Consider the following 23,063-nt stretch of genomic DNA (forward strand, 5'->3'; position numbering starts at 1 on the left):
AACCGGGTTTTTTTTCGAACTGAATAAAGTCTTTGGCTTAGCGGGTTGACCCTTTGGCAGAGGCCTCTTCGGCATCCTTTGCCGGCCCGAGCACAATGGCCAGATGGCGCAAGTCTTCGATCTGCACGCTGACGCTTTTCCCTGAAGGGCTGGCGATCAGCGTGCCCAGGGCAAAGACCGTGAAGAATCGCACCTCATCAGCGTGACTCAGCAGCTCACTGAGGTAGCGGCTGGAGCGGTAGGCCTGCATCTGCGCGGGGGATACATACAAGGTCACCAGCTTGCCTTGCAGGCGATCGAAGAATTTGAATTTGAAGCCCGTCCCGTAGCGTTCGACGAGACCGCCGCCATACAGCACCCGACGCTCGTCATTCAGCTGAGCAAACTTGATATGGCGGAAATAGGCGCGCAAGGACACCTCGCCCTGACCCGGAACGCGAAGGGTCAACAGCGCGAGTTCTTCCTTGGTCAACGAGGCCTGGGCCTGACGGAAGCTGTCGACCAGCCGCTCCAGATCGCTGGTTCGATTCTGCTTGTCCTGTTTGGCCTTCAATGCGTCAGCTGGGAGCAAGGCGTCTTCGGGCTTATCGGTCGGCTCGGCGTCAGGCTTGTCTGTCGGCGATGCCGGCTTAGCCCGCTCCTTCGGGGTGGGATCAAAGACGTCAATGTAATCATCCAGCTTGCGCTTGACCCTGCGCAGCTCGCTATCGGCCTCGGTTTCGGCTTCCTGACCAGCGGGAGTTTCGACGGATTCATCCACCCATTCGCAATCGGCGTGATGTTCGTATTTCGGGTTGGCCCGGTAGTGCGCGGCGACGAAGGTCGGATGCTCCTGAGGCTTCACGTCATAGCGAACCCCAGTGATTTTGACACCCAGAGCGCGGCACGACTCGGACGAACACAGAAAGCTGAAGCGCGTCCGGGGTAGCTCTTGAGAGAAATACTCACGTCGCGCCGCCACAATGGAAAGCTCTTGCTGCAGCTCGACGCAGAACGCGCGGGTAATGGTTCTGTTGGTTTTCATGGATACGGCGGGGTCCTGTGCCGAAGTCTTCCGGATGTGCTGCGCACTGTCATTCCGTTGGCATCGCCAGCCATTCGCCGACCACTTTCTTGTAAGTCCCGGTGGCTTTGGAGAGGTGCAGCCACTGATCGACATAGGCCTTCCAGGCCACGTCATCCCGGGGCAGCAGATAGGCCTTTTCGCCGTACTGCATGTAGTGCGACGGATTGACCGTGCACAAGCCGGGCATGCGTTTCTGCTGATACAGCGCTTCGGACGCGTCGGTGATCATCACGTCGGCTTGCTTGTCGAGCAGCTGTTGGAAAATGGTTTTGTTGTCGTGGAAGGCCAGGCTGGCATTGGGCAGATAAGCGTGGGCGAAGGCTTCGTTGGTGCCGCCTTGTGGTTCGATCAATCGAACGCCGGGCTGATTGATCTGCTCGAGGGTCTGGTACTTCGACTCGTCTTCGCAGCGCACCAGAGGGACCTTGCCGTCGATGTCCAGTGTGCTGCTGAACGCCGCCTTCTTCTGCCGGTACAAGGTGACCGAGATGCCACCGACGGCGATGTCGCATTTGCCGGCCGTGAAGTCGGGCATCAGGGTTTTCCACGTGGTCGGGACCCACTCGATCTTCACGCCCAGGCTCTGCGCCAGAGACTGGGCCAGCTCGATGTCGATGCCTTCGTATTGGCCGTCGGGCTTGAGAAATGTGTACGGCTTGTAATCGCCGGTCGTGCAAACGGCCAGTTGGCCCTTTTGCATGACAGTGTCCAAATGGGACGGTGCTTCAGCGGCCTGAGCCTGGATGCTGCTGACCATGCTCAACAGCAAACCGGCGGTGATGCGTGTGTTCATCGAGTCGATCCCTCTGCTTCAAATGCCTGTCTGCCGTTATAGAGGCGGTCGGCGCAGATGGGAAGCGTTATCCCGCAGAGGAGGGCGGGACGTCCTTTGCCCGCTTGGCCGCCTCCCTGGCAGGCCGTGTTTTTGCGCGACGATGCCGATACAGCGCGACGGCCGCGCCCACCACGACCACGCCCAGGAAGATCGGCAGCCGATAAGGCTTCAAGTTGCCGAACATAGTCTCAAGAAAGCCCCCCGCCCAGTAGCCGGCCGCGAGAAACAGACTTGCCCAGACTGCGGCGCCAAGCAGGTTGATGATTGCAAAACGAATGGGCGACAAGCGACTCGCGCCGATAACCAGAGGCCCGATCAGACGCATGCCGTAGAGAAAGCGCACCGAGAAAATGGACGCCGTGGGGTAGCGCTTGATCAGGTCGGACACGCGGTCGATGGTCGCTTGCTGGCGGCGCAGGCGCGGCAGCAGGCGTGGCCCGAAGTAGCGCCCGGTCCAGAACAGAATCTGATCGCCGAGCATCCCGCCCAACGTGGCGTAGATGAGCACTTGCTGCCATTGCAGGACGTGCTGGTGCGCCGCCAGCCCGCCGAGGATCAGGATGGTCTCCCCCTCGAGCAGGCAGCCGATGAACACGGCCCAGTACCCGTAGTTTGAAAGCAGATAGTTGAAGTCGATGTGTTCGAACATGGAAGGCCGGTGGTTTTCGGTGAATGGGTGGCTGCTTAAACATCTGGCAGCGTGCGCGCCCAGGAGGCGTATCGCACGGCGTTCGACCGAAGCCGGTCGTCATCGGTTCGGTCGCTTTAGGTCGAATCTTCCTGCGCCATGCCGTCAGGGGAAGGTCTGTAGATCGCTCAGGCAGTGGATCAGGTGATCGTAGACAAGACGTACCCTGCTCGGCACCGGCCCTGACTGCGTCCGGTACACGGAAAGGTCCATGGGCGGCGGCGCGGCATTCGGCAACACCTCGATCAGACGCCCGTTGCGCAGGTAAGCCTCGGCCAGGTAATGGGGCATCTGCGCAAACGTGACGCCCGCCAGTACGAATTCCAGTTCGGTCTCCGGGTCATCACAACTGAATGCGGGGGAGGGTGGCGAGTAGCTTTGGCCTCCGGACAGAAACCACGGCCAGGGTCGTCCATTGTTGCGATCAATCAGCGTCGACAGCGGCAGCTGTTTAAGGTCTTCCAGCGCGGATGGCATGCCCACTGCCGCGATCAAGTCCGGCGACGCGACGATCTTCAACGGCACTTGCGCCACCACTCGCGCGATGTAGCGCCGGTCCCGGACCGTGCCAATGCGAATGCCGATATCGATCCTCGAACCGACGGCATCGGTAAGTTGGTCATCCAGGCTCAACTCGATCCGCAGGCCGGGATGTTGCTGCATCAATGGCTGGAGGAAACCGGCCAGATACAGCTTGCCGATCGAGTGAGGCGCGGTGATGCCTACGCGGCCCACCACATCCGCCGCGGGATTTTTCGTGTGGGCCGCGAACAGGCGATCGAACTGGTCGAGGGTCTCACGCGCCTGTCGCGCCACGTCTGCACCGTACGCCGTGACATGAGCCTGTCGCGTGCTGCGATGAAACAACGGCTCGGCGAAGGTTCGCTCTAGTTCCTTTATTGCGCGGGTGACCTTTTGTGGCGAAGTGCCGAGGCGAGTCGCGGCTTCCCGAAACGTGGGTGCGTCCACAGCCACCAAAAAGATACGCAGCATTTCCATTCGGTTCAGCATGGGCGGGTGCTCGTGTTCCAAAAAGTGGAATTCTCAAAACCGAACTCTTCCATTTTCTGACAGGAATATCCATCGCAAACTGGCCCCATCAACTTCCCAACGCTTCAGGAGAACTGCAATGAGCAATGGCATCCAAGGCAAAGTCGTCGTCATTACTGGCGCCAGCAGCGGACTCGGCGAAGCCACCGCGCGGCACCTGGCAAAACTGGGCGCCAAGGTCGTCCTCGGCGCACGCCGTCAGGAGCGTATGGACGTCATCGTCCGCGACATCAAGGCTACCGGCGGCGAGGCATCGGCCTACACCGTTGACGTCACTCGCCGAGACGACCTGTCGGCACTCGTCGAAAATGCTATTCGCGACTTCGGCCGCATCGACGTCATGATCAACAACGCCGGCCTCATGGCCATCGCGCCGATCGCCGAACTGCGCGTCGACGAATGGGACCGCATGATCGACATCAACATCAAAGGCGTCCTCTACGGCATCGCCGCCGCACTGCCGAAGTTTGAAGCCCAAGGCTCCGGCCACTTCATCAACATTTCATCAGTGGCCGGCATCAAAGTCTTCAGCCCGGGCGGCTCCGTCTACAGCGGCACCAAGTATGCCGTCCGCGCGATCTCCGACGGCCTGCGCCACGAAGTCGGCGGCAAGATCCGCACCACCACCATCGAACCCGGTGCCGTGGATTCCGAGTTGAAATTGGGCAGCGGCCATCAGCCGAGCGCGGATGTGGTCAAGGAGTTCTACAAACAAGCGATCCCGGCCGAATCCGTCGCCCGCGCCATTGCCTACGCGATCGAACAGCCGAGTGATGTGGACATCAACGAAATCGTGCTGCGGCCGACTTCGCAGGATTTTTAAGGGGGCGGGTATTGCGGCGTGACCGCCGGCGCATTCCCGGCTAAAGCCAGTCCGACTGAATGTACGCATAGTAGGACCGGCTTCAGCCGGGAAGGGGCCGGTTTGAGCGCCATCAGATTTGCAGCGTACGCATACCGCTTTCTGCGGCGCCAGTGATGAGTAAAGGGCATAGTTGATTGGCCCGTGACTTTCGGCCCTCACCAAATCCCGCCCACAAAAAAACCGGCTCAAATATGGCCGGTTTTTTTGTGCTTCAAGTCATGTAACCACTTGAAGGTGTTGCTGTTTGGTGCCCCGAGGGAGAATCGAACTCCCACTTCTTTCGAAAACGGATTTTGAATCCGCCGCGTCTACCAATTCCGCCATCAGGGCTCAATGGCGGCGAAGTATAGAGATGAGCCTACCGTTGGTCAATCATGTTTCATGGTCAATTTTCACTTATTCGGCTAAACTTCCCGGCCCTGCTAGACGAACCCCATCATGCGTGTCGCTGACTTTACCTTCGAGCTCCCGGATTCATTGATCGCTCGCCATCCTTTGGCGGAGCGACGCAGCAGCCGTTTGCTGACCCTCGACGGGCCAAGCGGCGCGCTGGCACACCGCCAATTCACTGATTTGCTGGAGCATTTGCGCCCTGGCGATCTGATGGTCTTCAACAATACCCGGGTGATTCCGGCGCGGCTGTTCGGGCAGAAAGCCTCGGGCGGCAAGCTGGAAATCCTGGTCGAGCGCGTTCTCGATCAGCACCGTGTGCTGGCCCATGTGCGCTCCAGCAAGTCGCCCAAGCCGGGCTCGACGATCCTCATCGATGGGGGTGGCGAGGCCGAAATGGTCGCGCGCCATGATGCGTTGTTCGAACTGCGTTTTGCCGAGCCGGTGCTGCCGTTGCTTGAGCGCGTCGGGCACATGCCGTTGCCTCCTTATATAGACCGCCCGGATGAAGATGCCGATCGCGAGCGCTATCAGACCGTGTACGCCCAGCGCGCCGGTGCGGTAGCAGCACCGACGGCAGGTCTGCATTTCGATCAGACCATGATGGACGCGATTGCCGAGAAGGGCGTCGAGACCGCATTCGTGACGCTGCACGTCGGCGCGGGCACCTTCCAGCCGGTGCGTGTCGAGCGCATCGAAGACCACCACATGCACAACGAGTGGCTTGAAGTTACTCAAGAAGTAGTCGACGCCGTGGCGGCGTGTCGCGCACGCGGCGGTCGGGTCATCGCCGTGGGCACGACCAGCGTGCGTTCGCTGGAAAGTGCCGCACGCGATGGCGTGCTCAAGCCCTTCAGCGGTGACACCGATATCTTTATCTACCCGGGCCGACCTTTTCATGTGGTCGACGCGCTGGTCACCAACTTCCATTTGCCGGAATCGACGCTGTTGATGCTGGTCTCGGCATTCGCCGGTTATCCCGAAACCATGGCGGCCTATGCGGCTGCGGTGGAACACGGTTACCGCTTCTTCAGTTACGGGGATGCCATGTTCATCACCCGCAATCCCGCGCCGACCGCTCCCGGGGAATCCACCCCGACGGACTCGGCCCCAGAGGATCAAGCATGAGTCGCACTTGTCGTATGTCTTTCGAGCTGCTGGCCACCGATGGCAAAGCACGTCGCGGTCGTCTGACCTTTCCTCGCGGCGTTGTCGAAACGCCTGCGTTCATGCCGGTCGGCACCTACGGCACGGTCAAGGGCATGCTGCCTCGGGACATCGAGGCCACTGGCGCTCAGATGATCCTCGGCAACACCTTTCACCTGTGGCTGCGTCCGGGCACTGAAGTCATCAAGGGCCACGGCGACCTTCACGATTTCATGCAGTGGAAAGGCCCGATTCTGACCGACTCCGGCGGTTTCCAGGTGTTCAGCCTGGGCGCGATGCGCAAGATCAAGGAGGAAGGCGTGACCTTCGCCTCTCCGGTCGACGGCGCAAAAGTGTTCATGGGGCCTGAAGAATCAATGCAGGTTCAGCGCGACCTCGGTTCCGACGTCGTGATGATCTTTGACGAATGCACGCCGTATCCTGCGGACGAAGAGGTTGCGCGCACCTCCATGGAGTTGTCGCTGCGCTGGGCCAAGCGCTCCAAGATCGCTCACGGCGAGAACACCGCGGCGCTGTTCGGCATCGTTCAGGGCGGCATGCACGAGAACCTGCGCATGCGCTCCCTCGAAGGCCTGAACGAACTCGACTTTGACGGCCTGGCGATTGGCGGCCTGTCGGTCGGCGAGCCCAAGGACGAGATGATCAAGGTGCTGGACTATCTGCCGGGCCGCATGCCGGCTGACAAACCTCGTTACCTTATGGGTGTAGGCAAGCCCGAGGACCTGGTTGAAGGTGTCCGCCGCGGCGTCGACATGTTCGACTGCGTGATGCCTACGCGCAATGCGCGCAACGGTCATCTGTTCATCGACACCGGTGTGCTGAAAATCCGTAATGCGTTTCATCGTTACGATGAGTCGCCGCTGGATCCGACCTGCGACTGCTACACCTGCAAAAACTTCTCCCGCGCCTATCTGCATCACCTGGACAAGTGCGGCGAAATGCTGGGTAGCATGCTCAATACGATCCACAATTTGCGCCATTACCAGCTGCTTATGGCTGGTTTGCGCGAGGCTATTCAACAAGGTACATTGGCCGCCTTTGTCGACACGTTCTATGCCAAACGCGGGCTTGTGACGCCGTTACTGGACTGAGCGACATCCGGTCTTTCGCTTCCTATTATTAAAATATGCAACTGGAGTGTTAAATGAGCTTTTTCATCTCTTCCGCTTTCGCGGATGCGGCTGCCCCTGCTGCTGCAGGCCCTATGGGCGGCGGCTTCGAGTGGATTTTCCTGGTCGGCTTCCTGGTCATCTTCTATCTGATGATCTGGCGTCCACAGGCCAAGCGCGCCAAAGAGCAAAAGAACTTGCTGGGTAACTTGCAGAAGGGTGATGAAGTCGTCACTACCGGCGGTATCGCGGGCAAGATCAATAAAGTGACTGATGACTTCGTTGTTATCGAAGTGTCCGACACCGTAGAGCTGAAGATCCAGAAGGGCGCAATCGCTGCCACCCTGCCCAAGGGCACTCTGAAAGCCATCTGATTCCAGTCTTTTACCAATCGACGGGGCGCGCAAGGCGCCCCGCGTTATAAGCAGGCGGCGTGATGTTGAACAAATACCCTCTGTGGAAATACATCCTGATCCTGGCAGTGCTGGTGATCGGTTTTATTTATTCCGCACCCAATCTCTACCCTGATGACCCGGCTATCCAAGTCAGTGGCGCAAGCACTGCGCTGCAGGTCAGCCAGGCTGATCTGGATCGCGTAAGCAAGGCGCTTACCGATGCTGGCATCGCGGTCAAGGGCGCGTCTCTGGCCGAGAATGGCAAGGGCGGTTTGTTGCGTCTGACCAAACAGGAAGACCAGCTGCCAGCCAAAGATGTCGCACGCAAGGCGCTGGGCGATGACTACGTTGTTGCGCTCAACCTGGCTCAGACCACGCCGAAATGGCTTCGCAGCATTGGCGCTACGCCGATGAAGCTGGGTCTCGACCTGTCCGGTGGCGTGCACTTCCTGCTCGAAGTCGACATGGACAAGGCGCTCAGTGCGCGCCTGAATGTCTACGAAGGCGAAGTGAAGAGCCTGCTGCGCAAGGAAAAAGTGCGTTATCGCAGCCTTCCGCAAGATAACGGCGCCATCCAGCTGGGCTTCAGCGATGCTGATACCCGCGAACAGGCCCGTGCGCTGATCCGCAAGGACTACACAGATTTCGATATCACCACGAGCGATCGCGGCGAGATGCCGATCTTGCGCCTGGCCATGACCCCAGCCAAGATCGCTGAAATCCGCGAATACTCGATCAAGCAAAACCTGACCACCGTGCGTAACCGGGTCAACGAGCTGGGCGTCGCCGAACCGCTGGTTCAGCGTCAGGGCGCCAACCGCATCGTGGTTGAGCTGCCAGGTGTTCAAGACACCGCCGAAGCCAAGCGTATTCTCGGCAAGACCGCCAACCTTGAGTTCCGTCTGGGCGCAGGTCCCGACGACAACAAAGCCACTACCGAGATGTTCGAGTTCCGCGAAGGCGGTCGTCCTGCGGCGCCGGTCGAGCGTGGTCTCATCATCACCGGTGACCAGGTGACTGACGCCAAGGCCGGCTTTGACGAGCACGGCCGTCCTCAGGTGAACATCAAGCTGGACGGCCATGGTGGTGATCTGATGAGCCGCGCCACCCGCGCGAATGTCGGTCGCAGCATGGCGGTGATCTTCATCGAGCAGAAGCCGACCACCACCTACACTAAGCAAGTGGTCAACGGCGTCGAAAAAGATGTGCCGGTCCAGACGTTCAAGGAAGAGAAGAAGATCATCAGCCTGGCGACCATTCAGTCGCCGCTGGGTGCTCAATTCCGCATCACCGGCCTGAACGGCGCGGGTGAGTCTTCCGAGCTGGCGCTGCTGCTGCGTGCCGGTGGTCTGGCTGCTCCGATGTACTTCGCTGAAGAGCGCACCATTGGCCCGAGCCTGGGTGCAGACAACATCACCAAGGGTATCGATGCATCCTTGTGGGGCATGCTGTTCGTCTCGCTGTTCATCCTCGCCATCTACCGTTTCTTCGGTCTGATCGCGACGGTGGCGCTGGCCTTCAACATGGTCATGCTGCTGGCACTGATGTCGCTGCTGGGTGCAACGCTGACCCTGCCGGGCATCGCCGGTATCGTCTTGACGATGGGTATGGCGGTCGATGCGAACGTGCTGATCTTCTCGCGGATTCGTGAAGAGATTGCCAACGGCATGACGGTCCAGCGTGCAATCAATGAGGGCTTCGACCGCGCGTATACTGCGATCCTCGACGCCAACCTGACGACGCTGCTGGTCGGCGGCATCCTCTTCGCGATGGGCACAGGCCCGGTGAAGGGGTTTGCGGTCACCATGTCCCTCGGGATCTTTACCTCGATGTTCACAGCCATCATGGTGACCCGCGCAATGGTCAACCTGATCTTTGGCGGTCGTGACTTCAAGAAGTTGTGGATTTAAGGGGCTGCCATGAAACGTACGATCAACTTCATGGGCGTTCGCAACATTGCGTTCGCCATTACCATGCTCCTTACCGTTCTGGCGTTGTTCAGCTGGTTCTATAAAGGGCTGAACTTCGGTCTGGATTTCACTGGCGGCACGCTGATCGAGCTGACCTACGAGCGTCCAGCTGATCTGCACAAAGTGCGCGAAGAGCTGGTTGCTTCGGGTTACACCGAAGCCGTCGTGCAAAGCTTCGGTGCGACCACCGATCTGCTTGTTCGTATGCCGGGTGAAGACCCGCAGCTGGGCACTCAGGTTGCCGAAGCGCTGCGCAAGACAGGCGCCGATAACCCGGTGACCGTCAAGCGCGTCGAATTCGTCGGTCCGCAAGTGGGTGAAGAGCTTCGCGACCAGGGCGGCCTCGGCATGCTGCTGGCGCTGGGCGGCGTGCTCATCTACCTCGCCTTCCGCTTCCAGTGGAAGTTCGCAGTGGGTGCCATCGTCTCGCTGATTCACGACGTGGTGGTGACGATGGGTATCCTGTCGTTCTTCCAGGTGACCTTCGATCTGACTGTACTGGCTGCAGTGCTGGCGATCATCGGTTACTCGCTCAACGACACCATCGTGGTATTCGACCGGGTTCGCGAGAACTTCCGTCTGCTGCGCAAGGCGTCGCTGATCGAGAACATCAACATCTCCACCACGCAGACGTTGCTGCGGACCATGGCCACCTCGATCTCCACCTTGCTGGCGATCGTCGCGCTGTGGATCTTCGGCGGCGATAGCCTGCACGGGTTCTCGGTGGCGCTGTTCATTGGTGTTCTGGCGGGTACTTACTCGTCTATCTACATCGCCAACGTGGTCCTGATATGGCTGAACCTGCGTAGCGAAGACTTGCTGCCACCGGTCACCGTCGACAAGGTGGATGACCGTCCGTAACCGATACTGGTAACCGGCCATCACTTAAAAAGGCGCGAGTATGAACTCGCGCCTTTTTTTATGCTCCAAGGCTGGGAGTAGCGCGAGCAATCGCGCTGAATATCGTCAGGAGGTTCACGTGAACAAGTCGTTGCTTATTGGTGCAGTATTGGGTGCTGTCGGTGTAACCGCCGGTGGTGCTTTGGCCACCTATAGCCTCGTAAAACAAAGCGGCCCAGAGTACGCAGACGTACTTGCCGTCGAGCCTGTGAAAGAACAAATCAAAACCCCGCGACAGGTCTGCAAAGACGTTGCCGTCACTCACCGCGCGCCGGTGAAGGACGAGCATCAGATCGTGGGGAGTGTCATCGGTGCCGTAGCGGGTGGCCTGCTCGGCAACCAGGTCGGCGGCGGTACTGGCAAGAAGATCGCCACGGTCGCCGGTGCGGTCGGTGGTGGTTACGCCGGTAACAAGGTTCAGGAAGGCATGCAGAACCGCGATACCTACACAACGACCGAGTCGCGCTGCAACACCGTCAACGACATCAGCGACAAGGTGGTTGGCTACAACGTGAAGTACAAGCTCAACGACAAAGTTGGGCAGGTTCGTATGGACCGTGATCCAGGTAGCCAGATCCCCGTCAACAAGGACGGTCAGCTGGAGTTGAGTCAAGCGGGCCAGTAATAGCCTGTAGAGCTAATTAAAAAAAGCACCTTCGGGTGCTTTTTTGTTGCCCAGAGTACAGGCGTTCGGGCACAAAAAAACCGGCACATGGCCGGTTTTTTGTACAGCGTGCTCGGCTTAGCGCTTCAGCGAAGCCGGCACGAACGGAGCGATCGAGGTGAGGACCGCTTTGAAGCATTTGGTGTTGCCGGCAACGATGTGGCCTTTTTCAAGGAAGTCGTGACCGCCGTTGAAATCGCTGACCAGACCGCCTGCTTCCTGAATGAGCAGGGCGCCTGCGGCCATGTCCCACTCCGACAGACCCGATTCCCAGAACGCATCGAAACGGCCTGCAGCCACGTAGGCCAGATCCAGGCTCGCAGCGCCGGCGCGACGGATACCGGCAGTCTGGCCCACCAGCGAACGGAACATGTTCATATAGTTGTCGAGGTTATCGAGCTGGTTCTCGCGGAACGGGAAACCAGTGCCGAGCAGTGCGCCTTCAAGGCTCTTGCGCGGGCTGACACGCAGACGACGGCCGTTCAGGGCGGCGCCACGACCGCGGCTGGCGGTGAACTCTTCCTGACGGACCGGATCCAGAACAACAGCGTGTTCAAGGCGGCCGCGGTATTTGCACGCGATGCTAACGGCAAAGTGAGGAACGCCACGCACGAAGTTGGTTGTGCCGTCGAGCGGATCGATGATCCAGAGGTAGTCGGTGCCTTCGCCGCTGCCTTCATGCAGGCCGCTTTCTTCGCCAAGGATGCCGTGGGTTGGATACGCCTTGCGCAATGCAGTGATGATGCTCTGCTCGGCGGCGCGATCGATTTCGGTTACGTAATCTTTCGCGTCTTTTTCGTCGACCTTGATGGTATCCAGGCGCTCGATGGAGCGGAAAATCAATTCGCTGGCGCTGCGGGCGGCGCGCAGCGCGATATTCAGCATGGGCTGCATGGATGGATCACCTAGGTCGTTAAAGAGAGCCGGCCATTCTATTGGTTCTCTTGGATGATTTCCAGCGCGAGTGCAGACTTTGCCGCGCGTCCGGTCGGCTTGGCGTGCGCAGGTCAGCGGTGCCCTGCCACCTTTTAGTGGCGCATCCCGTGCGTGAGGCGCAAGGTTCGTGGCGCCGATGGAAGCGCTTCTGTAACATTCGTCCCCCTTTTCACCTGCTAGCGAGACTTCACCAGTGCTGCAAAATATTCGTGTCGTCCTGGTCGGTACCAGTCATCCCGGAAATATCGGTGGCGCCGCGCGTGCCATGAAAAACATGGGCCTTTCCCGTCTGGTGCTGGTTGATCCCGCCATGTTTCCCCACCATGAAGCCGATGCAAGGGCGTCTGGCGCGGGCGACATCCTGGAAGGCGCGCAGGTCGTGGCGACGCTGGAAGATGCGTTGGTAGGTTGCAACCTGGTATTGGGCACCAGCGCCCGAGATCGCCGCATTCCCTGGCCGCTGCTCGACCCTCGCGAAGCGGGCGTCAAAACCGTGGAGCACGCCGCGCTGGGCGAAGAGATCGCACTGGTGTTCGGCCGTGAATACGCCGGCCTCACCAATGAAGAGCTGCAGCGCTGCCATTACCACGTGCACATTCCTTCGGACCCGGAATTCAGTTCGTTGAATCTGGCTGCCGCCGTGCAGGTGTTGAGTTACGAAACCCGCATGGCCTGGCTCGCGGCGGACGGGCAGGCAAGCAAGGTGGAGAAGTTCGAGGTCAACTCGGTGCGCAGTACCGAGCTGGCGACCATGGATGAGATGGAGAAATTCTATGAGCATCTTCAGTCCACGCTGGTCACCATCGGCTTCCTTGATCCCGAGAAGCCGCGCCATCTGATGGCCCGGCTGCGTCGTTTGTACGGGCGCTCTGCGGTCAATCGATCCGAGATGAGCATCTTGCGCGGCATCCTCACCGAGACCCAGAAAGCGGCCAACGGCGAACCCTACAAGCGGAAGGATCAGTGATGTTCGAGCGTCTGCGGGAAGACATCCAAAGCGTGTTCCATCGTGACCCGGCGGCACGAAATACCTTTGAAGTGCTCACCTGCTATCCCGGCATGCACGCGATCTGGCTGCATCGGCTGTCCGGCTGGCTGTGGCGCAACGATCTGAAGTGGCCAGCGCGCATGGTTTCCAATTTCGGTCGCTGGCTGACCGGCATCGAAATCCATCCCGGCGCTAAAGTCGGCCGGCGTTTTTTCATCGATCACGGTATGGGCATCGTCATCGGCGAGACCGCCGAGATCGGCGATGACGTGACCCTTTATCAGGGCGTAACGCTGGGCGGCACCAGCTGGAACAAAGGCAAACGCCATCCGACTCTGGAGTCCAGTGTTGTGGTGGGCGCGGGTGCGAAGGTACTCGGGCCATTCACAGTGGGTGCCGGGGCGAAGGTCGGTTCCAACGCGGTGGTGACCAAGCCCGTGCCGGCGGGTGCAACGGTGGTGGGCATTCCCGGACGAATCATCGTCAAGTCTGACGACGAGGCCGAAGCCAAGCGCAAGGCGATCGCCGAAAAGCTCGGCTTCGATGCGTATGGCGTCAGCGAGGACATGCCTGATCCAGTGGCGCGCGCGATCGGGCAGTTGCTCGATCACCTGCAAGCGATGGACGTTCGTGTGGAAGACATGGGCAAGGCATTGAAGAGCCTGGGCGGTGAGTATCGCGAGAAGGAATTGCCGGAGTTGCGTCAGGAAGTCTTCGACTGCATGAAAGGGCCTTGCCAGGCTGATGCTCCCCGGAAATGAAGCAGCGGCGCGGTTGCAGGCGGCACATGTGCTAATCCCCGCCGCGTTTTGCTATGATACGGCCGCGATTTTGCGGGTAATCCCGACTGTTCCACTAGGTCTTATAGTTGACTTAAATACTCGGGAATAGCATACTCGCCCTCATTCCGAACCTCCGCGGTACACGCCATGCGACTGACTACAAAAGGCCGATACGCTGTCACTGCCATGCTCGATCTGGCATTGCATGCGCAGCATGGGCCAGTGTCCCTGGCCGATATCTCCGAGCGGCAAGGGATTTCCCTTTCCTACCTCGAGCAACTGTTCGCCAAGCTGCGCCGCGGCAACCTTGTTTCCAGCGTACGCGGTCCCGGCGGCGGTTATCAGTTGTCCCGCGACATGCAGGGCATTCAGGTGGCGCAGGTGATCGACGCGGTCAACGAATCGGTTGATGCGACGCGCTGCCAGGGGCTCGGTGATTGCCATGCTGGCGACACCTGTCTGACCCACCACTTGTGGTGCGACCTCAGTCAGCAGATTCACGAATTTCTAAGCGGTATCAGCCTGGCCGACCTCGTCACTCGCCGTGAAGTGCAAGAAGTCGCCCAACGTCAGGATCTGCGCCGTTGCGGTAGCAAGACGCAGCCACTGGACAAGATTGAAACATCCGCCGTTGAGTGAACGCAGATGAACGCGCGGCGCGCCTGCCCGATAGGAGATATTCAATGAGATTGCCGATTTACCTCGATTATTCCGCAACCACCCCGGTCGATCCGCGTGTTGCGCAGAAAATGAGCGACTGCTTGCTGGTGGATGGCAACTTCGGTAACCCGGCGTCGCGCTCCCACGTCTTTGGCTGGAAGGCTGAAGAGGCGGTAGAGAACGCGCGTCGTCAGGTCGCTGATCTGGTCAATGCCGACCCGCGCGAAATCGTCTGGACTTCCGGTGCCACCGAGTCCAACAACCTCGCGATCAAGGGTGCTGCGCATTTCTATGCCTCCAAAGGCAAGCACCTGATCACCAGTAAAATCGAACACAAAGCCGTGCTCGACACCATGCGTCAGCTTGAGCGTGAAGGCTTTGAAGTCACCTACCTCGAACCGACCGAAGATGGCCTGATCACTCCGGCCATGATCGAAGCTGTCCTGCGCGACGACACCGTTCTGGTCTCGATCATGCACGTCAACAACGAGATCGGTACGGTCAACGACATCGCAGCGATTGGCGAGATGACCCGTTCCCGCGGTGTGCTCTTTCACGTCGACGCAGCGCAGGCCACCGGCAAGGTTGAAATCGACCTCGCCAACCTCAAGGTTGATCTGATGTCGTTCTCGGCCCACAAGACCTACGGTCCTAAAGGCATCGGCGCACTGTGGGTCAGCCGCAAGCCACGTGTCCGCATCGAAGCCGAAATGCACGGTGGCGGTCACGAGCGTGGCATGCGTTCCGGTACGCTGGCGACCCACCAGATCGTTGGCATGGGCGAAGCGTTCCGCGTTGCCAAGGAAGACATGGCTGCCGAGAACGTTCGCATCAAAGCCTTGAGTGATCGCTTCTATCAGCAGGTTGCGCATCTGGAAGAGTTGTATGTCAACGGCAGCATGACTGCCCGTGTGCCGCACAATCTCAACCTGAGCTTCAACTATGTGGAAGGCGAGTCGCTGATCATGGCGCTCAAGGATCTGGCGGTATCGTCCGGCTCCGCATGCACCTCGGCTTCGCTCGAACCTTCCTACGTGCTGCGCGCCCTGGGTCGTAACGATGAGCTGGCACACAGCTCGATCCGTTTCACTTTCGGTCGCTTCACCACTGAAGATGAGATCGACTACGCCGCGCAGAAAGTCTGCGAGGCTGTCACCAAGCTGCGCGCCTTGTCGCCGCTGTGGGACATGTTCAAAGACGGCGTCGACATCTCTAAGATCGAGTGGGCGGCGCACTAATTCAAAGTCGCCATTTCATGCGGCACTTTGAAAACCGGGTTTTCCAAGTGTCGTGAGAGCGACGTGTTGTATCTGATGAGGATTGCACCATGGCTTACAGCGAAAAGGTCATCGACCACTACGAAAATCCCCGCAACGTCGGCAAGATGAATGCGGAGGACCCTGATGTCGGCACCGGCATGGTCGGCGCGCCGGCATGCGGCGACGTCATGCGTCTGCAGATCAAGGTCAACGAGCAAGGCATCATCGAAGACGCCAAGTTCAAGACCTACGGCTGCGGCTCTGCCATCGCGTCGAGCTCTCTGGCCACCGAATGGATGAAGGGCAAGACTCTGGATGAAGCAGAGACCATCAAGAACACTCAGCTGGCTGAAGAACTGGCTCTGCCGCCGGTGAAGATCCACTGCTCCGTGCTCGCTGAAGACGCCATCAAGGCGGCCGTTCGCGACTACAAGCAGAAGAAAGGCCTGCTCTAAGCAGAGTCTGTTCCGCTGCGTTAAGTAACTTGCGTGAGGTAAGGAGTTCCGATGGCTATCAGCATGACCGAAGCGGCCGCCAACCATGTACGCCGCTCCCTCGATGGGCGCGGCAAGGGTGACGGCATTCGTCTGGGCGTTCGCACGACCGGTTGTTCAGGCCTTGCATACGTGCTCGAGTTCGTCGATGAGCCGGAAAGCGAAGACACGGTGTTCGAGTACCACGGCGTCAAGGTGATCATCGATCCCAAGAGCCTGGTCTATCTTGACGGCACCGAGCTCGATTTCGTCAAGGAAGGGTTGAACGAAGGCTTCAAGTTCAACAATCCCAACTCGCGCGGTGAATGTGGCTGCGGCGAAAGCTTCAACGTCTGAGGCTTATTGTGGGTACTCCTTGTCACTTTGCTTTATTCGACCTGCAGCCGGGCTTCAATCTGGATCTCGACCTGCTGGCGACGCGTTACCGTGAGCTTGCCCGGAGCGTGCACCCCGACCGTTTTGCCGACGCCCCCGAGGCTGAGCAACGGGCTGCGCTGGAGCGCTCTGCCAGTCTGAACGACGCCTACCAAACGCTGAAGAATGCGCCTAAAAGGGCGCGTTACCTGCTGGCGCTGAAGGGCGAAGTTCCGCTGGAGGTCACCGTCCAGGATCCCGAGTTTCTGATGCAGCAGATGCAGTGGCGCGAAGAGCTCGAAGATCTTCAGGACGACGCGGATCTGGCGGGTGTCGCGGTATTCAAGCGCCGGCTCAAGGTTGCCCAGGAAGAACTGAACGAAAGCTTCGCGGCTTGTTGGGACGATGCTGCACAGCGAGAGCAGGCCGAACGGCTGATGCGTCGCATGCAGTTCCTCGACAAGCTCTCCTACGAAGTGCGCCAGCTCGAAGAGCGCCTCGACGATTAACCCCGCGCCGTCCTTCTGGGGCGGCACGCCAGTGATATCAGAAAAGCAATGGCTCTACTGCAGATCGCCGAACCCGGCCAAGCTCCAAAACCTCATCAGCGTCGCCTGGCTGTCGGGATTGACCTCGGCACCACCAATTCGCTGGTGGCTGCCCTGCGCAGCGGCATCAGTGAGCCGCTTCCCGACGCAAACGGTCAGGTCATCCTGCCGTCTGCCGTTCGCTATCACGCCGAGCGCGTCGAAGTGGGCCAGTCGGCGAAGGACGCTGCGACGACCGATCCGCTGAACACCATCATTTCCGTCAAACGCCTCATGGGTCGCGGGATCTCCGATGTGAAGCATTTGGGTGGGCAGTTGCCCTACCGTTTCACCGGTGGCGAGTCGCATATGCCGTTCATTGAGACGGTGCAGGGCCCGAAGAGCCCGGTTGAAGTGTCGGCTGACATCCTCAAGGTGCTGCGTCAGCGCGCTGAAGAAACACTGGGTGGCGAGCTGGTCGGCGCGGTCATCACCGTTCCCGCTTATTTCGATGACGCTCAGCGTCAGGCCACCAAAGACGCCGCGAAGTTGGCGGGTCTGACCGTCCTGCGCCTGCTCAACGAACCCACTGCAGCTGCGGTGGCGTATGGCCTGGATCAGAACGCCGAAGGCGTGGTCGCCATTTACGATCTGGGCGGCGGCACATTCGACATCTCGATCCTGCGCCTGACTGGGGGCGTGTTTGAAGTCATGGCCACCGGCGGCGACAGCGCGCTGGGCGGTGATGATTTCGACCACGCCATCGCGACCTGGATCATTGCTGAAGCCGGTCTGTCCGATGACCTCGATCCGGCTGCCCAGCGCCGTTTGATGCAGACGGCGTGCGCGGCGAAAGAATCCCTGACTGACGCCGATTCGGTCGAAGTCGTCCATGGCGACTGGCAGGGCGTACTGACCCGCGCCGCATTCGATGCCCTTATCGAGCCGATGATTGCCCGCAGTCTCAAAGCGTGCCGTCGTGCCGTTCGCGATTGCGGCATCGAGCTGGATGAAGTCGAAGCCGTGGTCATGGTGGGCGGTTCCACCCGTGTCCCGCGTGTTCGCGAAGCCGTTGCCGAGCTGTTCGGCCGTCAGCCGTTGACCGAGATCGACCCGGATCAGGTAGTCGCCATCGGCGCTGCAATCCAGGCCGATACGCTGGCAGGCAACAAGCGTGATGGCGGCGAGTTGCTGCTGCTCGACGTGATCCCGTTGTCCCTGGGGCTGGAGACCATGGGCGGCCTGATGGAGAAGGTCATTCCGCGCAACACCACGATCCCGGTGGCCCGCGCCCAGGAATTCACCACTTACAAAGACGGCCAGTCGGCCATGATGATCCACGTGCTGCAAGGCGAGCGTGAGCTGATCAGCGACTGCCGTTCTCTGGCACGCTTCGACCTGCGTGGTATTCCCGCGATGGTCGCTGGCGCTGCGAAAATCCGCGTGACCTTCCAGGTCGACGCCGATGGCCTGCTCAGTGTGTCCGCCCGCGAGCTGGCTTCGGGCGTGGAATCGAGCATTCAGGTCAAGCCTTCGTATGGCCTGACTGATGGCGAAATCACCCGCATGCTCAAGGATTCGTTCCAGTACGCCAGCGATGACATGGTGGCTCGCGCGCTGCGTGAACAGCAGGTCGACGCTCAGCGTTTGCTTGAGGCGGTCGAAGGCGCGTTGCAGGCTGATGGCGAGCGCTTGCTCGGTGCCGAAGAGCGCATGGTCATCGACCTGCAGATGGAAGAACTTCGTGAATTGATGAAGGGCGATGACGGCCCGGCCATCGAGCTGCAGACCAAGCGTCTGTCGCAGGTGACTGATGCGTTCGCCGCCCGCCGCCTGGACTCGACGGTGAAAGCCGCGCTGTCAGGGCGCAACCTGAATGAGATTGAGGAATAACTGATGCCGCAGGTTACATTTCTGCCACACGCCGAGCATTGCCCGGACGGGATGGTTGTCGAGGCTGAAGTCGGCAAGTCGATTCTGGAACTCGCCCACGATCACCACATCGAGATCGAAAGCGCGTGCGGCGGCGTCTGCGCCTGCACCACCTGTCACTGCATCATTCGTGTGGGGTTCAACTCCCTCGAGGAAGCGGACGAGCTGGAAGAGGACTATCTTGATCGTGCGTGGGGTCTGGAAGCGCAGTCTCGCCTGGCGTGCCAGGCCAAGGTCGGTACGGAAGACCTGACTGTCGAGATCCCGAAATATTCGCTTAACCACGCTGCCGAAGCGCCGCACTGATCGAGAAGCTGTCATGAGTTACGGTTGGAATGACGTACAACGCATCGCTGAAGAACTCGCCGAGGCTCATCCCGGCGTTGACCCGTATTCAGTAGGGTTTACCAAGCTGCAACTGATGATCAAGCAACTGCCGGATTTCGACGACACCTCTGGCCGCGTCGGCGAGAAAGTGCTCGAGGCGGTTCAGACGCTCTGGGCCGACGAAATCGACTGATCAGATTTGCACGTTAGGCAATAACATCAAGCCCGCGTATAATTCGCGGGTTTAATTTTTCGCAATAATCACTGCTTCTGGAGTTACACCATGGCTGTTCAACGTACTTTCTCGATCATCAAGCCTGATGCTGTTGCCAAAAACGTCATCGGCGAGATCACCACCCGTTTCGAAAAAGCCGGTCTGCGCGTTGTCGCTTCGAAACTGAAGCAACTGTCCAAAGCCGAAGCAGAAGGTTTCTACGCTGAGCACAGCGCTCGTGGTTTCTTCGGTGATCTGGTTGCATTCATGATCTCCGGCCCGGTTGTCGTGCAGGTTCTGGAAGGCGAAAACGCTATCGCTCTGAACCGCGAACTGATGGGCGCTACCAACCCTAAAGAAGCCGCTGCCGGCACCATCCGTGCTGACTTCGCTGATTCCATCGACGCCAACGCTGTTCACGGCTCCGACTCCGAAGCCGCTGCTGCTCGTGAAATCTCGTACTTCTTCGCTGCTACCGAGGTAACCACTCGCTAAGCTATTGCTGCGAGTGAGGGTGAATCCATGACTGAATCAACTGGCAAAATCAACCTGTTGGGTCTGACCCGGCTGGAAATGGAAAAATTCTTCGAGTCTATCGGGGAGAAACGCTTCCGCGCCGGTCAGGTCATGAAGTGGATTCACCACTTTGGCGTCGATAACTTCGACGCCATGACAAACGTCGGCAAGGCCCTGCGCGAAAAGCTGCAGAGCCGTGCCGAAATTCGCGGTCCTGAAGTCGTCAGCGAGGACATCTCCACCGACGGCACCCGCAAATGGGTCGTCCGTGTCGAGTCCGGCAGCTGCGTCGAGACCGTTTACATTCCGCAAGGCAAGCGCGGCACCCTGTGTGTCTCGTCCCAGGCGGGTTGTGCGCTGGATTGCAGTTTCTGCTCTACCGGCAAACAAGGCTTCAACAGCAACCTCACCGCCGCCGAAGTCATCGGTCAGGTGTGGATTGCCAACAAATCTTTCGGCAGTGTCCCGGCTACCGTCGACCGTGCCATCACCAACGTGGTGATGATGGGGATGGGCGAGCCATTGCTGAACTTCGACAATGTCGTTGCCGCCATGCATCTGATGATGGATGACCTGGGGTATGGCATTTCCAAGCGCCGGGTGACGCTGTCCACCTCCGGCGTGGTGCCGATGATCGATGAGCTGTCCAAGCACATCGACGTCTCGCTGGCCCTTTCGCTGCACGCGCCCAATGATGCGCTGCGCAACCAGTTGGTGCCGATCAATAAAAAGTACCCCCTGAAAATGCTCCTCGAGTCCTGCCGCAACTACATGTCTGCGTTGGGCGAAAAGCGTGTGCTGACCATCGAGTACACGCTGCTCAAGGACATCAACGACAAACCTGAGCACGCCATCGAGATGATCGAGCTGCTCAAGGACACGCCCTGCAAGGTCAATCTGATCCCGTTCAATCCGTTTCCGCATTCGGGCTATGAACGCCCCAGCAACAACGCGATCCGTCGTTTCCAGGATCTGCTGCATCAAGCCAGCTTCAACGTCACTGTGCGTACTACGCGCGGTGAAGACATCGATGCTGCCTGCGGCCAGTTGGTCGGGCAGGTCATGGACCGCACCCGTCGCAGCGAGCGCTACATTGCCGTGCGGGAGCTCAGTGCCGATGCCGACGTGGTGCAGGTCGCTTCCGCTCGCAATTGAATGCGAATTTGACTGAGAGGATCTCTATGTCCCTGCGCGTTGCGCTGCTGCTCTGTTTTGCCACGCTGCTGGTCGGTTGTGTGTCCACCGGCAACGTCGATCCGCTGAGTACCAGCAAGGGACGCGACGAGGCTCGTCAAGCTTATGTGCAGTTGGGGTTGGGCTATCTTCAGCAAGGCCAGATGGAACGAGCCAAGGCGCCTCTGAAAAAGGCGCTCGAGCTAAACGGCTCCGATGCGGACGCCAATGCCGCGCTGGCTCTGGTGTTTCAGGCCGAGATGGAACCGGAACTGGCGAACCAGTATTACGAAAAAGCGTTGTCGGCACGTTCCAAAGACGCGCGAATCCTCAACAATTACGGCAGTTTTCTCTACCAGCAAAAGCGTTACAAGGAAGCTTACGAGCGCTTCGAGCAGGCCGCTGAAGATAACCTCTACGCCGAGCGCGCCCGGGTGTTCGAAAACCTCGGCATGACGGCTGTGATGCTCGGCAATCGCGACGCCGCCCGTGAGCATTTCGACAAAGCGCTGCGCCTGGATCGTCAGCAGCCACGCGCGTTGCTGGAAATGGCTGAGTTGTCGTACGAAGACAGGCATTATGTGCCGGCGCGCGATTACTACGAGCGTTTCAGCCAGTTGAGCGAGCAGAATGCGCGAAGCCTCTTGCTCGGCACGCGGCTGGCGAAGGTGTTTGATGATCGCAACAAGGCAGCCAGTTACGGCTTGCTTCTAAAAAGACTCTATCCCGGTACGCCGGAATATCAGCAATACCTGTCGGAGCAATGATGAAAGCGGCGCATCCCGAAGTTGTAGCAGCCACTCGCACGAACCCAGGCGAAACATTGCGACAGGCCCGCGAGAGCAAGAACTGGTCGCTGCCAGATGTGGCGTTGAGGCTCAACCTCACCGTGACTTCCCTGACTCATCTGGAAGCAGGCGATTTCGACAAGCTCCCCGGTCATACCTTCGCCCGCGGCTATGTCCGTGCCTACGCCAAGCTGCTGGACCTTGATCAAGCTGCATTGGTCAGTGCGTTTGATCAGTACACCGGCACCGACGGCAAGGGCAGCAGCGTTCATGCGCTGGGCCGAATCGAAGAGCCGGTGCGCCTGTCCCACAATATCCTGCGCATCGTCAGCCTCTTGCTGCTCATCGCGTTGATCGGCGGCGGCTTCGTGTGGTGGCAGGATCAAGCCACCCTGCGCGGCAAGGAGCCGACCAATCTGGGCATGGAGCACGTCGAGGTCGAAAGCGCCGACGGCACCACCCAGATCCATCCGCTCGACGAGCCGGAAGATCAAGCTGTGGCTCAAGGTCAGACCGCGCTGCCGTTGAATAACGCCGAGCCTGCGTCCGCGCCTGAAGCGCCTGCTTCATCCAGCAGCGCGTCCAGCAGCACGGGCACCGTTGCAGGCGCTGTTGTTCCCCACAGCACATCTACCACCGCTCCGGTAACGCCTGCGCATACCGCGTCGACGCCAACCGCGCCGGTCACAACCGTAGCGCCAACGCCTGCGACAACCGCGCCCGTCAACAGCGCCCCGAGCGCAACCGCTGACGCCGCGACAGTACCGGCAGGTGCCGGCCGCGTGCAGGTTCAGTTTGTGAATGATTGCTGGACCCAGGTCACCGACGGCAATGGCAAGGTGCTGATGAGCGGTCTCAAGAAAAAAGGCGACAGCCTTGACGTCAATGGCAAGCCGCCGCTGACCCTGCGCCTGGGCTTCGCTCGCGGCGCGCAAGTGAGCTACAACGGTCAGCCGGTTGATGTGGCACCTTTCACCAGTGGCGAAACTGCTCGCCTGAAGCTAGGGCAATAAG

General features: G+C 59.6%; 26 protein-coding genes and 1 tRNA gene. 21 read left to right on the top strand and 6 right to left on the bottom strand.

Features of this window, described 5'->3' with window-relative positions:
- Window positions 1–37 precede the first annotated feature (37 nt).
- From ACYASU_RS19190 to ACYASU_RS19205, 4 genes are all read right to left on the bottom strand, one after another.
- Window positions 38–1,024, bottom strand: a complete 987-nt coding sequence (locus ACYASU_RS19190; RefSeq protein WP_463583720.1) for an ATPase — start codon at window positions 1,022–1,024, stop codon at window positions 38–40.
- 49 nt (window positions 1,025–1,073) lie between these two features.
- Window positions 1,074–1,868 (bottom strand): transporter substrate-binding domain-containing protein, encoded by a 795-nt coding sequence (locus tag ACYASU_RS19195; RefSeq protein WP_463583816.1) that lies wholly within the window; start codon window positions 1,866–1,868, stop codon window positions 1,074–1,076.
- Window positions 1,869–1,926: 58 nt separating this feature from the next.
- Window positions 1,927–2,550: a DedA family protein gene (locus ACYASU_RS19200; protein WP_463583721.1), complete on the bottom strand. Its 624-nt coding sequence runs from the start codon at window positions 2,548–2,550 to the stop codon at window positions 1,927–1,929.
- A gap of 144 nt (window positions 2,551–2,694) precedes the next feature.
- The gene (locus ACYASU_RS19205) at window positions 2,695–3,582 is read right to left on the bottom strand and encodes a LysR family transcriptional regulator (protein ID WP_282370381.1); all 888 of its coding nucleotides are present in this window, start codon (window positions 3,580–3,582) and stop codon (window positions 2,695–2,697) included.
- A 136-nt stretch (window positions 3,583–3,718) separates the two neighbouring features.
- Here ACYASU_RS19205 and ACYASU_RS19210 point away from each other — a divergent pair, with 136 nt between their 5' ends.
- Window positions 3,719–4,462, top strand: coding sequence for an SDR family oxidoreductase (locus tag ACYASU_RS19210; protein WP_463583722.1), 744 nt, complete (start codon window positions 3,719–3,721; stop codon window positions 4,460–4,462).
- 287 nt (window positions 4,463–4,749) lie between these two features.
- Here the strand turns inward: ACYASU_RS19210 and ACYASU_RS19215 are convergent.
- Window positions 4,750–4,834, bottom strand: a tRNA-Leu gene (locus tag ACYASU_RS19215).
- Window positions 4,835–4,942: 108 nt separating this feature from the next.
- On the opposite strand from ACYASU_RS19215, the gene queA reads away from it, so the two are divergent.
- The 6 genes from queA to ACYASU_RS19245 all read left to right on the top strand — a co-directional run bounded on the left by queA (window position 4,943) and on the right by ACYASU_RS19245 (window position 11,060).
- Window positions 4,943–6,022 (top strand): tRNA preQ1(34) S-adenosylmethionine ribosyltransferase-isomerase QueA, encoded by a 1,080-nt coding sequence (gene queA / locus ACYASU_RS19220; RefSeq protein WP_463583723.1) that lies wholly within the window; start codon window positions 4,943–4,945, stop codon window positions 6,020–6,022.
- Between the two features lie 14 nt (window positions 6,023–6,036).
- Window positions 6,037–7,152: a tRNA guanosine(34) transglycosylase Tgt gene (gene tgt, locus ACYASU_RS19225; RefSeq protein ID WP_192171046.1), complete on the top strand. Its 1,116-nt coding sequence runs from the start codon at window positions 6,037–6,039 to the stop codon at window positions 7,150–7,152.
- Between the two features lie 53 nt (window positions 7,153–7,205).
- Complete coding sequence (gene yajC / locus ACYASU_RS19230; protein ID WP_037012510.1) at window positions 7,206–7,544, top strand: preprotein translocase subunit YajC; 339 nt, start codon at window positions 7,206–7,208, stop codon at window positions 7,542–7,544.
- A gap of 62 nt (window positions 7,545–7,606) precedes the next feature.
- Window positions 7,607–9,475 (top strand): protein translocase subunit SecD, encoded by a 1,869-nt coding sequence (secD, locus tag ACYASU_RS19235; RefSeq protein WP_463583724.1) that lies wholly within the window; start codon window positions 7,607–7,609, stop codon window positions 9,473–9,475.
- Between the two features lie 9 nt (window positions 9,476–9,484).
- On the top strand, window positions 9,485–10,396 hold the full coding sequence (gene secF, locus ACYASU_RS19240) for a protein translocase subunit SecF (RefSeq protein WP_346630033.1): 912 nt from the start codon (window positions 9,485–9,487) through the stop codon (window positions 10,394–10,396).
- Window positions 10,397–10,514: 118 nt separating this feature from the next.
- The gene (locus tag ACYASU_RS19245; protein WP_133776208.1) at window positions 10,515–11,060 is read left to right on the top strand and encodes a glycine zipper 2TM domain-containing protein; all 546 of its coding nucleotides are present in this window, start codon (window positions 10,515–10,517) and stop codon (window positions 11,058–11,060) included.
- Window positions 11,061–11,177: 117 nt separating this feature from the next.
- Here the strand turns inward: ACYASU_RS19245 and suhB are convergent, their stop codons facing one another.
- The gene (suhB, locus tag ACYASU_RS19250; RefSeq protein ID WP_074886357.1) at window positions 11,178–11,993 is read right to left on the bottom strand and encodes a type III secretion system regulator SuhB; all 816 of its coding nucleotides are present in this window, start codon (window positions 11,991–11,993) and stop codon (window positions 11,178–11,180) included.
- A gap of 235 nt (window positions 11,994–12,228) precedes the next feature.
- Here suhB and trmJ point away from each other — a divergent pair, with 235 nt between their 5' ends.
- From trmJ to ACYASU_RS19320, 14 genes are all read left to right on the top strand, one after another.
- Entirely contained in the window at window positions 12,229–13,002 is a 774-nt protein-coding gene (gene trmJ / locus ACYASU_RS19255) for a tRNA (cytosine(32)/uridine(32)-2'-O)-methyltransferase TrmJ (protein ID WP_122623401.1), read from the top strand.
- Entirely contained in the window at window positions 13,002–13,784 is a 783-nt protein-coding gene (gene cysE / locus ACYASU_RS19260; RefSeq protein WP_463583725.1) for a serine O-acetyltransferase, read from the top strand. Before trmJ ends, cysE begins: the two co-directional genes overlap by 1 nt.
- A 168-nt stretch (window positions 13,785–13,952) precedes the next feature.
- Window positions 13,953–14,444, top strand: coding sequence for a Fe-S cluster assembly transcriptional regulator IscR (gene iscR, locus ACYASU_RS19265; RefSeq protein WP_172610826.1), 492 nt, complete (start codon window positions 13,953–13,955; stop codon window positions 14,442–14,444).
- Between the two features lie 44 nt (window positions 14,445–14,488).
- Complete coding sequence (locus ACYASU_RS19270; protein ID WP_463583726.1) at window positions 14,489–15,703, top strand: IscS subfamily cysteine desulfurase; 1,215 nt, start codon at window positions 14,489–14,491, stop codon at window positions 15,701–15,703.
- Between the two features lie 89 nt (window positions 15,704–15,792).
- A complete protein-coding gene (gene iscU / locus ACYASU_RS19275; protein WP_062383507.1) occupies window positions 15,793–16,179 on the top strand; it encodes a Fe-S cluster assembly scaffold IscU in 387 nt (128 codons plus the stop codon).
- A gap of 51 nt (window positions 16,180–16,230) precedes the next feature.
- Window positions 16,231–16,554 carry an iron-sulfur cluster assembly protein IscA gene (gene iscA / locus ACYASU_RS19280; RefSeq protein WP_065990022.1) on the top strand — a complete coding sequence of 108 codons (324 nt, stop codon included), beginning with the start codon at window positions 16,231–16,233 and terminating at the stop codon, window positions 16,552–16,554.
- Window positions 16,555–16,562: 8 nt separating this feature from the next.
- Window positions 16,563–17,081, top strand: coding sequence for a co-chaperone HscB (hscB, locus tag ACYASU_RS19285; RefSeq protein WP_463583727.1), 519 nt, complete (start codon window positions 16,563–16,565; stop codon window positions 17,079–17,081).
- Between the two features lie 48 nt (window positions 17,082–17,129).
- On the top strand, window positions 17,130–18,992 hold the full coding sequence (gene hscA / locus ACYASU_RS19290; RefSeq protein WP_463583728.1) for a Fe-S protein assembly chaperone HscA: 1,863 nt from the start codon (window positions 17,130–17,132) through the stop codon (window positions 18,990–18,992).
- 3 nt (window positions 18,993–18,995) lie between these two features.
- A complete protein-coding gene (gene fdx, locus ACYASU_RS19295) occupies window positions 18,996–19,337 on the top strand; it encodes an ISC system 2Fe-2S type ferredoxin (RefSeq protein WP_192170739.1) in 342 nt (113 codons plus the stop codon).
- A 13-nt stretch (window positions 19,338–19,350) separates the two neighbouring features.
- On the top strand, window positions 19,351–19,551 hold the full coding sequence (gene iscX / locus ACYASU_RS19300; RefSeq protein ID WP_074886338.1) for a Fe-S cluster assembly protein IscX: 201 nt from the start codon (window positions 19,351–19,353) through the stop codon (window positions 19,549–19,551).
- Between the two features lie 90 nt (window positions 19,552–19,641).
- Window positions 19,642–20,067 carry a nucleoside-diphosphate kinase gene (gene ndk, locus ACYASU_RS19305; protein WP_007916882.1) on the top strand — a complete coding sequence of 142 codons (426 nt, stop codon included), beginning with the start codon at window positions 19,642–19,644 and terminating at the stop codon, window positions 20,065–20,067.
- A gap of 27 nt (window positions 20,068–20,094) precedes the next feature.
- On the top strand, window positions 20,095–21,243 hold the full coding sequence (gene rlmN / locus ACYASU_RS19310; protein WP_463583729.1) for a dual-specificity RNA methyltransferase RlmN: 1,149 nt from the start codon (window positions 20,095–20,097) through the stop codon (window positions 21,241–21,243).
- Window positions 21,244–21,269: 26 nt separating this feature from the next.
- Window positions 21,270–22,028 (top strand): type IV pilus biogenesis/stability protein PilW, encoded by a 759-nt coding sequence (pilW, locus tag ACYASU_RS19315; protein WP_192170741.1) that lies wholly within the window; start codon window positions 21,270–21,272, stop codon window positions 22,026–22,028.
- On the top strand, window positions 22,028–23,062 hold the full coding sequence (locus ACYASU_RS19320; RefSeq protein WP_423571733.1) for a RodZ domain-containing protein: 1,035 nt from the start codon (window positions 22,028–22,030) through the stop codon (window positions 23,060–23,062). Before pilW ends, ACYASU_RS19320 begins: the two co-directional genes overlap by 1 nt.
- Window position 23,063: the final 1 nt, after the last annotated feature.

The organism is Pseudomonas sp. HP_12, from assembly GCF_055283955.1.

What these genes read in the sequence shown, in the direction of transcription:
- ACYASU_RS19320 (WP_423571733.1), top strand. Translation starts at nt 22,028, where the DNA reads ATGAAAGCGGCGCATCCCGAAGTTGTAGCAGCCACTCGCACGAACCCA.
- iscA (WP_065990022.1), top strand. Translation starts at nt 16,231, where the DNA reads ATGGCTATCAGCATGACCGAAGCGGCCGCCAACCATGTACGCCGCTCC.
- iscR (WP_172610826.1), top strand. Translation starts at nt 13,953, where the DNA reads ATGCGACTGACTACAAAAGGCCGATACGCTGTCACTGCCATGCTCGAT.
- tgt (WP_192171046.1), top strand. Translation starts at nt 6,037, where the DNA reads ATGTCTTTCGAGCTGCTGGCCACCGATGGCAAAGCACGTCGCGGTCGT.
- ACYASU_RS19205 (WP_282370381.1), bottom strand. Translation starts at nt 3,582, where the DNA reads ATGCTGCGTATCTTTTTGGTGGCTGTGGACGCACCCACGTTTCGGGAA.
- ndk (WP_007916882.1), top strand. Translation starts at nt 19,642, where the DNA reads ATGGCTGTTCAACGTACTTTCTCGATCATCAAGCCTGATGCTGTTGCC.
- ACYASU_RS19190 (WP_463583720.1), bottom strand. Translation starts at nt 1,024, where the DNA reads ATGAAAACCAACAGAACCATTACCCGCGCGTTCTGCGTCGAGCTGCAG.
- ACYASU_RS19270 (WP_463583726.1), top strand. Translation starts at nt 14,489, where the DNA reads ATGAGATTGCCGATTTACCTCGATTATTCCGCAACCACCCCGGTCGAT.
- pilW (WP_192170741.1), top strand. Translation starts at nt 21,270, where the DNA reads ATGTCCCTGCGCGTTGCGCTGCTGCTCTGTTTTGCCACGCTGCTGGTC.
- yajC (WP_037012510.1), top strand. Translation starts at nt 7,206, where the DNA reads ATGAGCTTTTTCATCTCTTCCGCTTTCGCGGATGCGGCTGCCCCTGCT.
- iscX (WP_074886338.1), top strand. Translation starts at nt 19,351, where the DNA reads ATGAGTTACGGTTGGAATGACGTACAACGCATCGCTGAAGAACTCGCC.
- suhB (WP_074886357.1), bottom strand. Translation starts at nt 11,993, where the DNA reads ATGCAGCCCATGCTGAATATCGCGCTGCGCGCCGCCCGCAGCGCCAGC.
- secD (WP_463583724.1), top strand. Translation starts at nt 7,607, where the DNA reads ATGTTGAACAAATACCCTCTGTGGAAATACATCCTGATCCTGGCAGTG.
- ACYASU_RS19210 (WP_463583722.1), top strand. Translation starts at nt 3,719, where the DNA reads ATGAGCAATGGCATCCAAGGCAAAGTCGTCGTCATTACTGGCGCCAGC.
- ACYASU_RS19200 (WP_463583721.1), bottom strand. Translation starts at nt 2,550, where the DNA reads ATGTTCGAACACATCGACTTCAACTATCTGCTTTCAAACTACGGGTAC.
- rlmN (WP_463583729.1), top strand. Translation starts at nt 20,095, where the DNA reads ATGACTGAATCAACTGGCAAAATCAACCTGTTGGGTCTGACCCGGCTG.
- fdx (WP_192170739.1), top strand. Translation starts at nt 18,996, where the DNA reads ATGCCGCAGGTTACATTTCTGCCACACGCCGAGCATTGCCCGGACGGG.
- secF (WP_346630033.1), top strand. Translation starts at nt 9,485, where the DNA reads ATGAAACGTACGATCAACTTCATGGGCGTTCGCAACATTGCGTTCGCC.
- iscU (WP_062383507.1), top strand. Translation starts at nt 15,793, where the DNA reads ATGGCTTACAGCGAAAAGGTCATCGACCACTACGAAAATCCCCGCAAC.
- hscA (WP_463583728.1), top strand. Translation starts at nt 17,130, where the DNA reads ATGGCTCTACTGCAGATCGCCGAACCCGGCCAAGCTCCAAAACCTCAT.
- queA (WP_463583723.1), top strand. Translation starts at nt 4,943, where the DNA reads ATGCGTGTCGCTGACTTTACCTTCGAGCTCCCGGATTCATTGATCGCT.
- cysE (WP_463583725.1), top strand. Translation starts at nt 13,002, where the DNA reads ATGTTCGAGCGTCTGCGGGAAGACATCCAAAGCGTGTTCCATCGTGAC.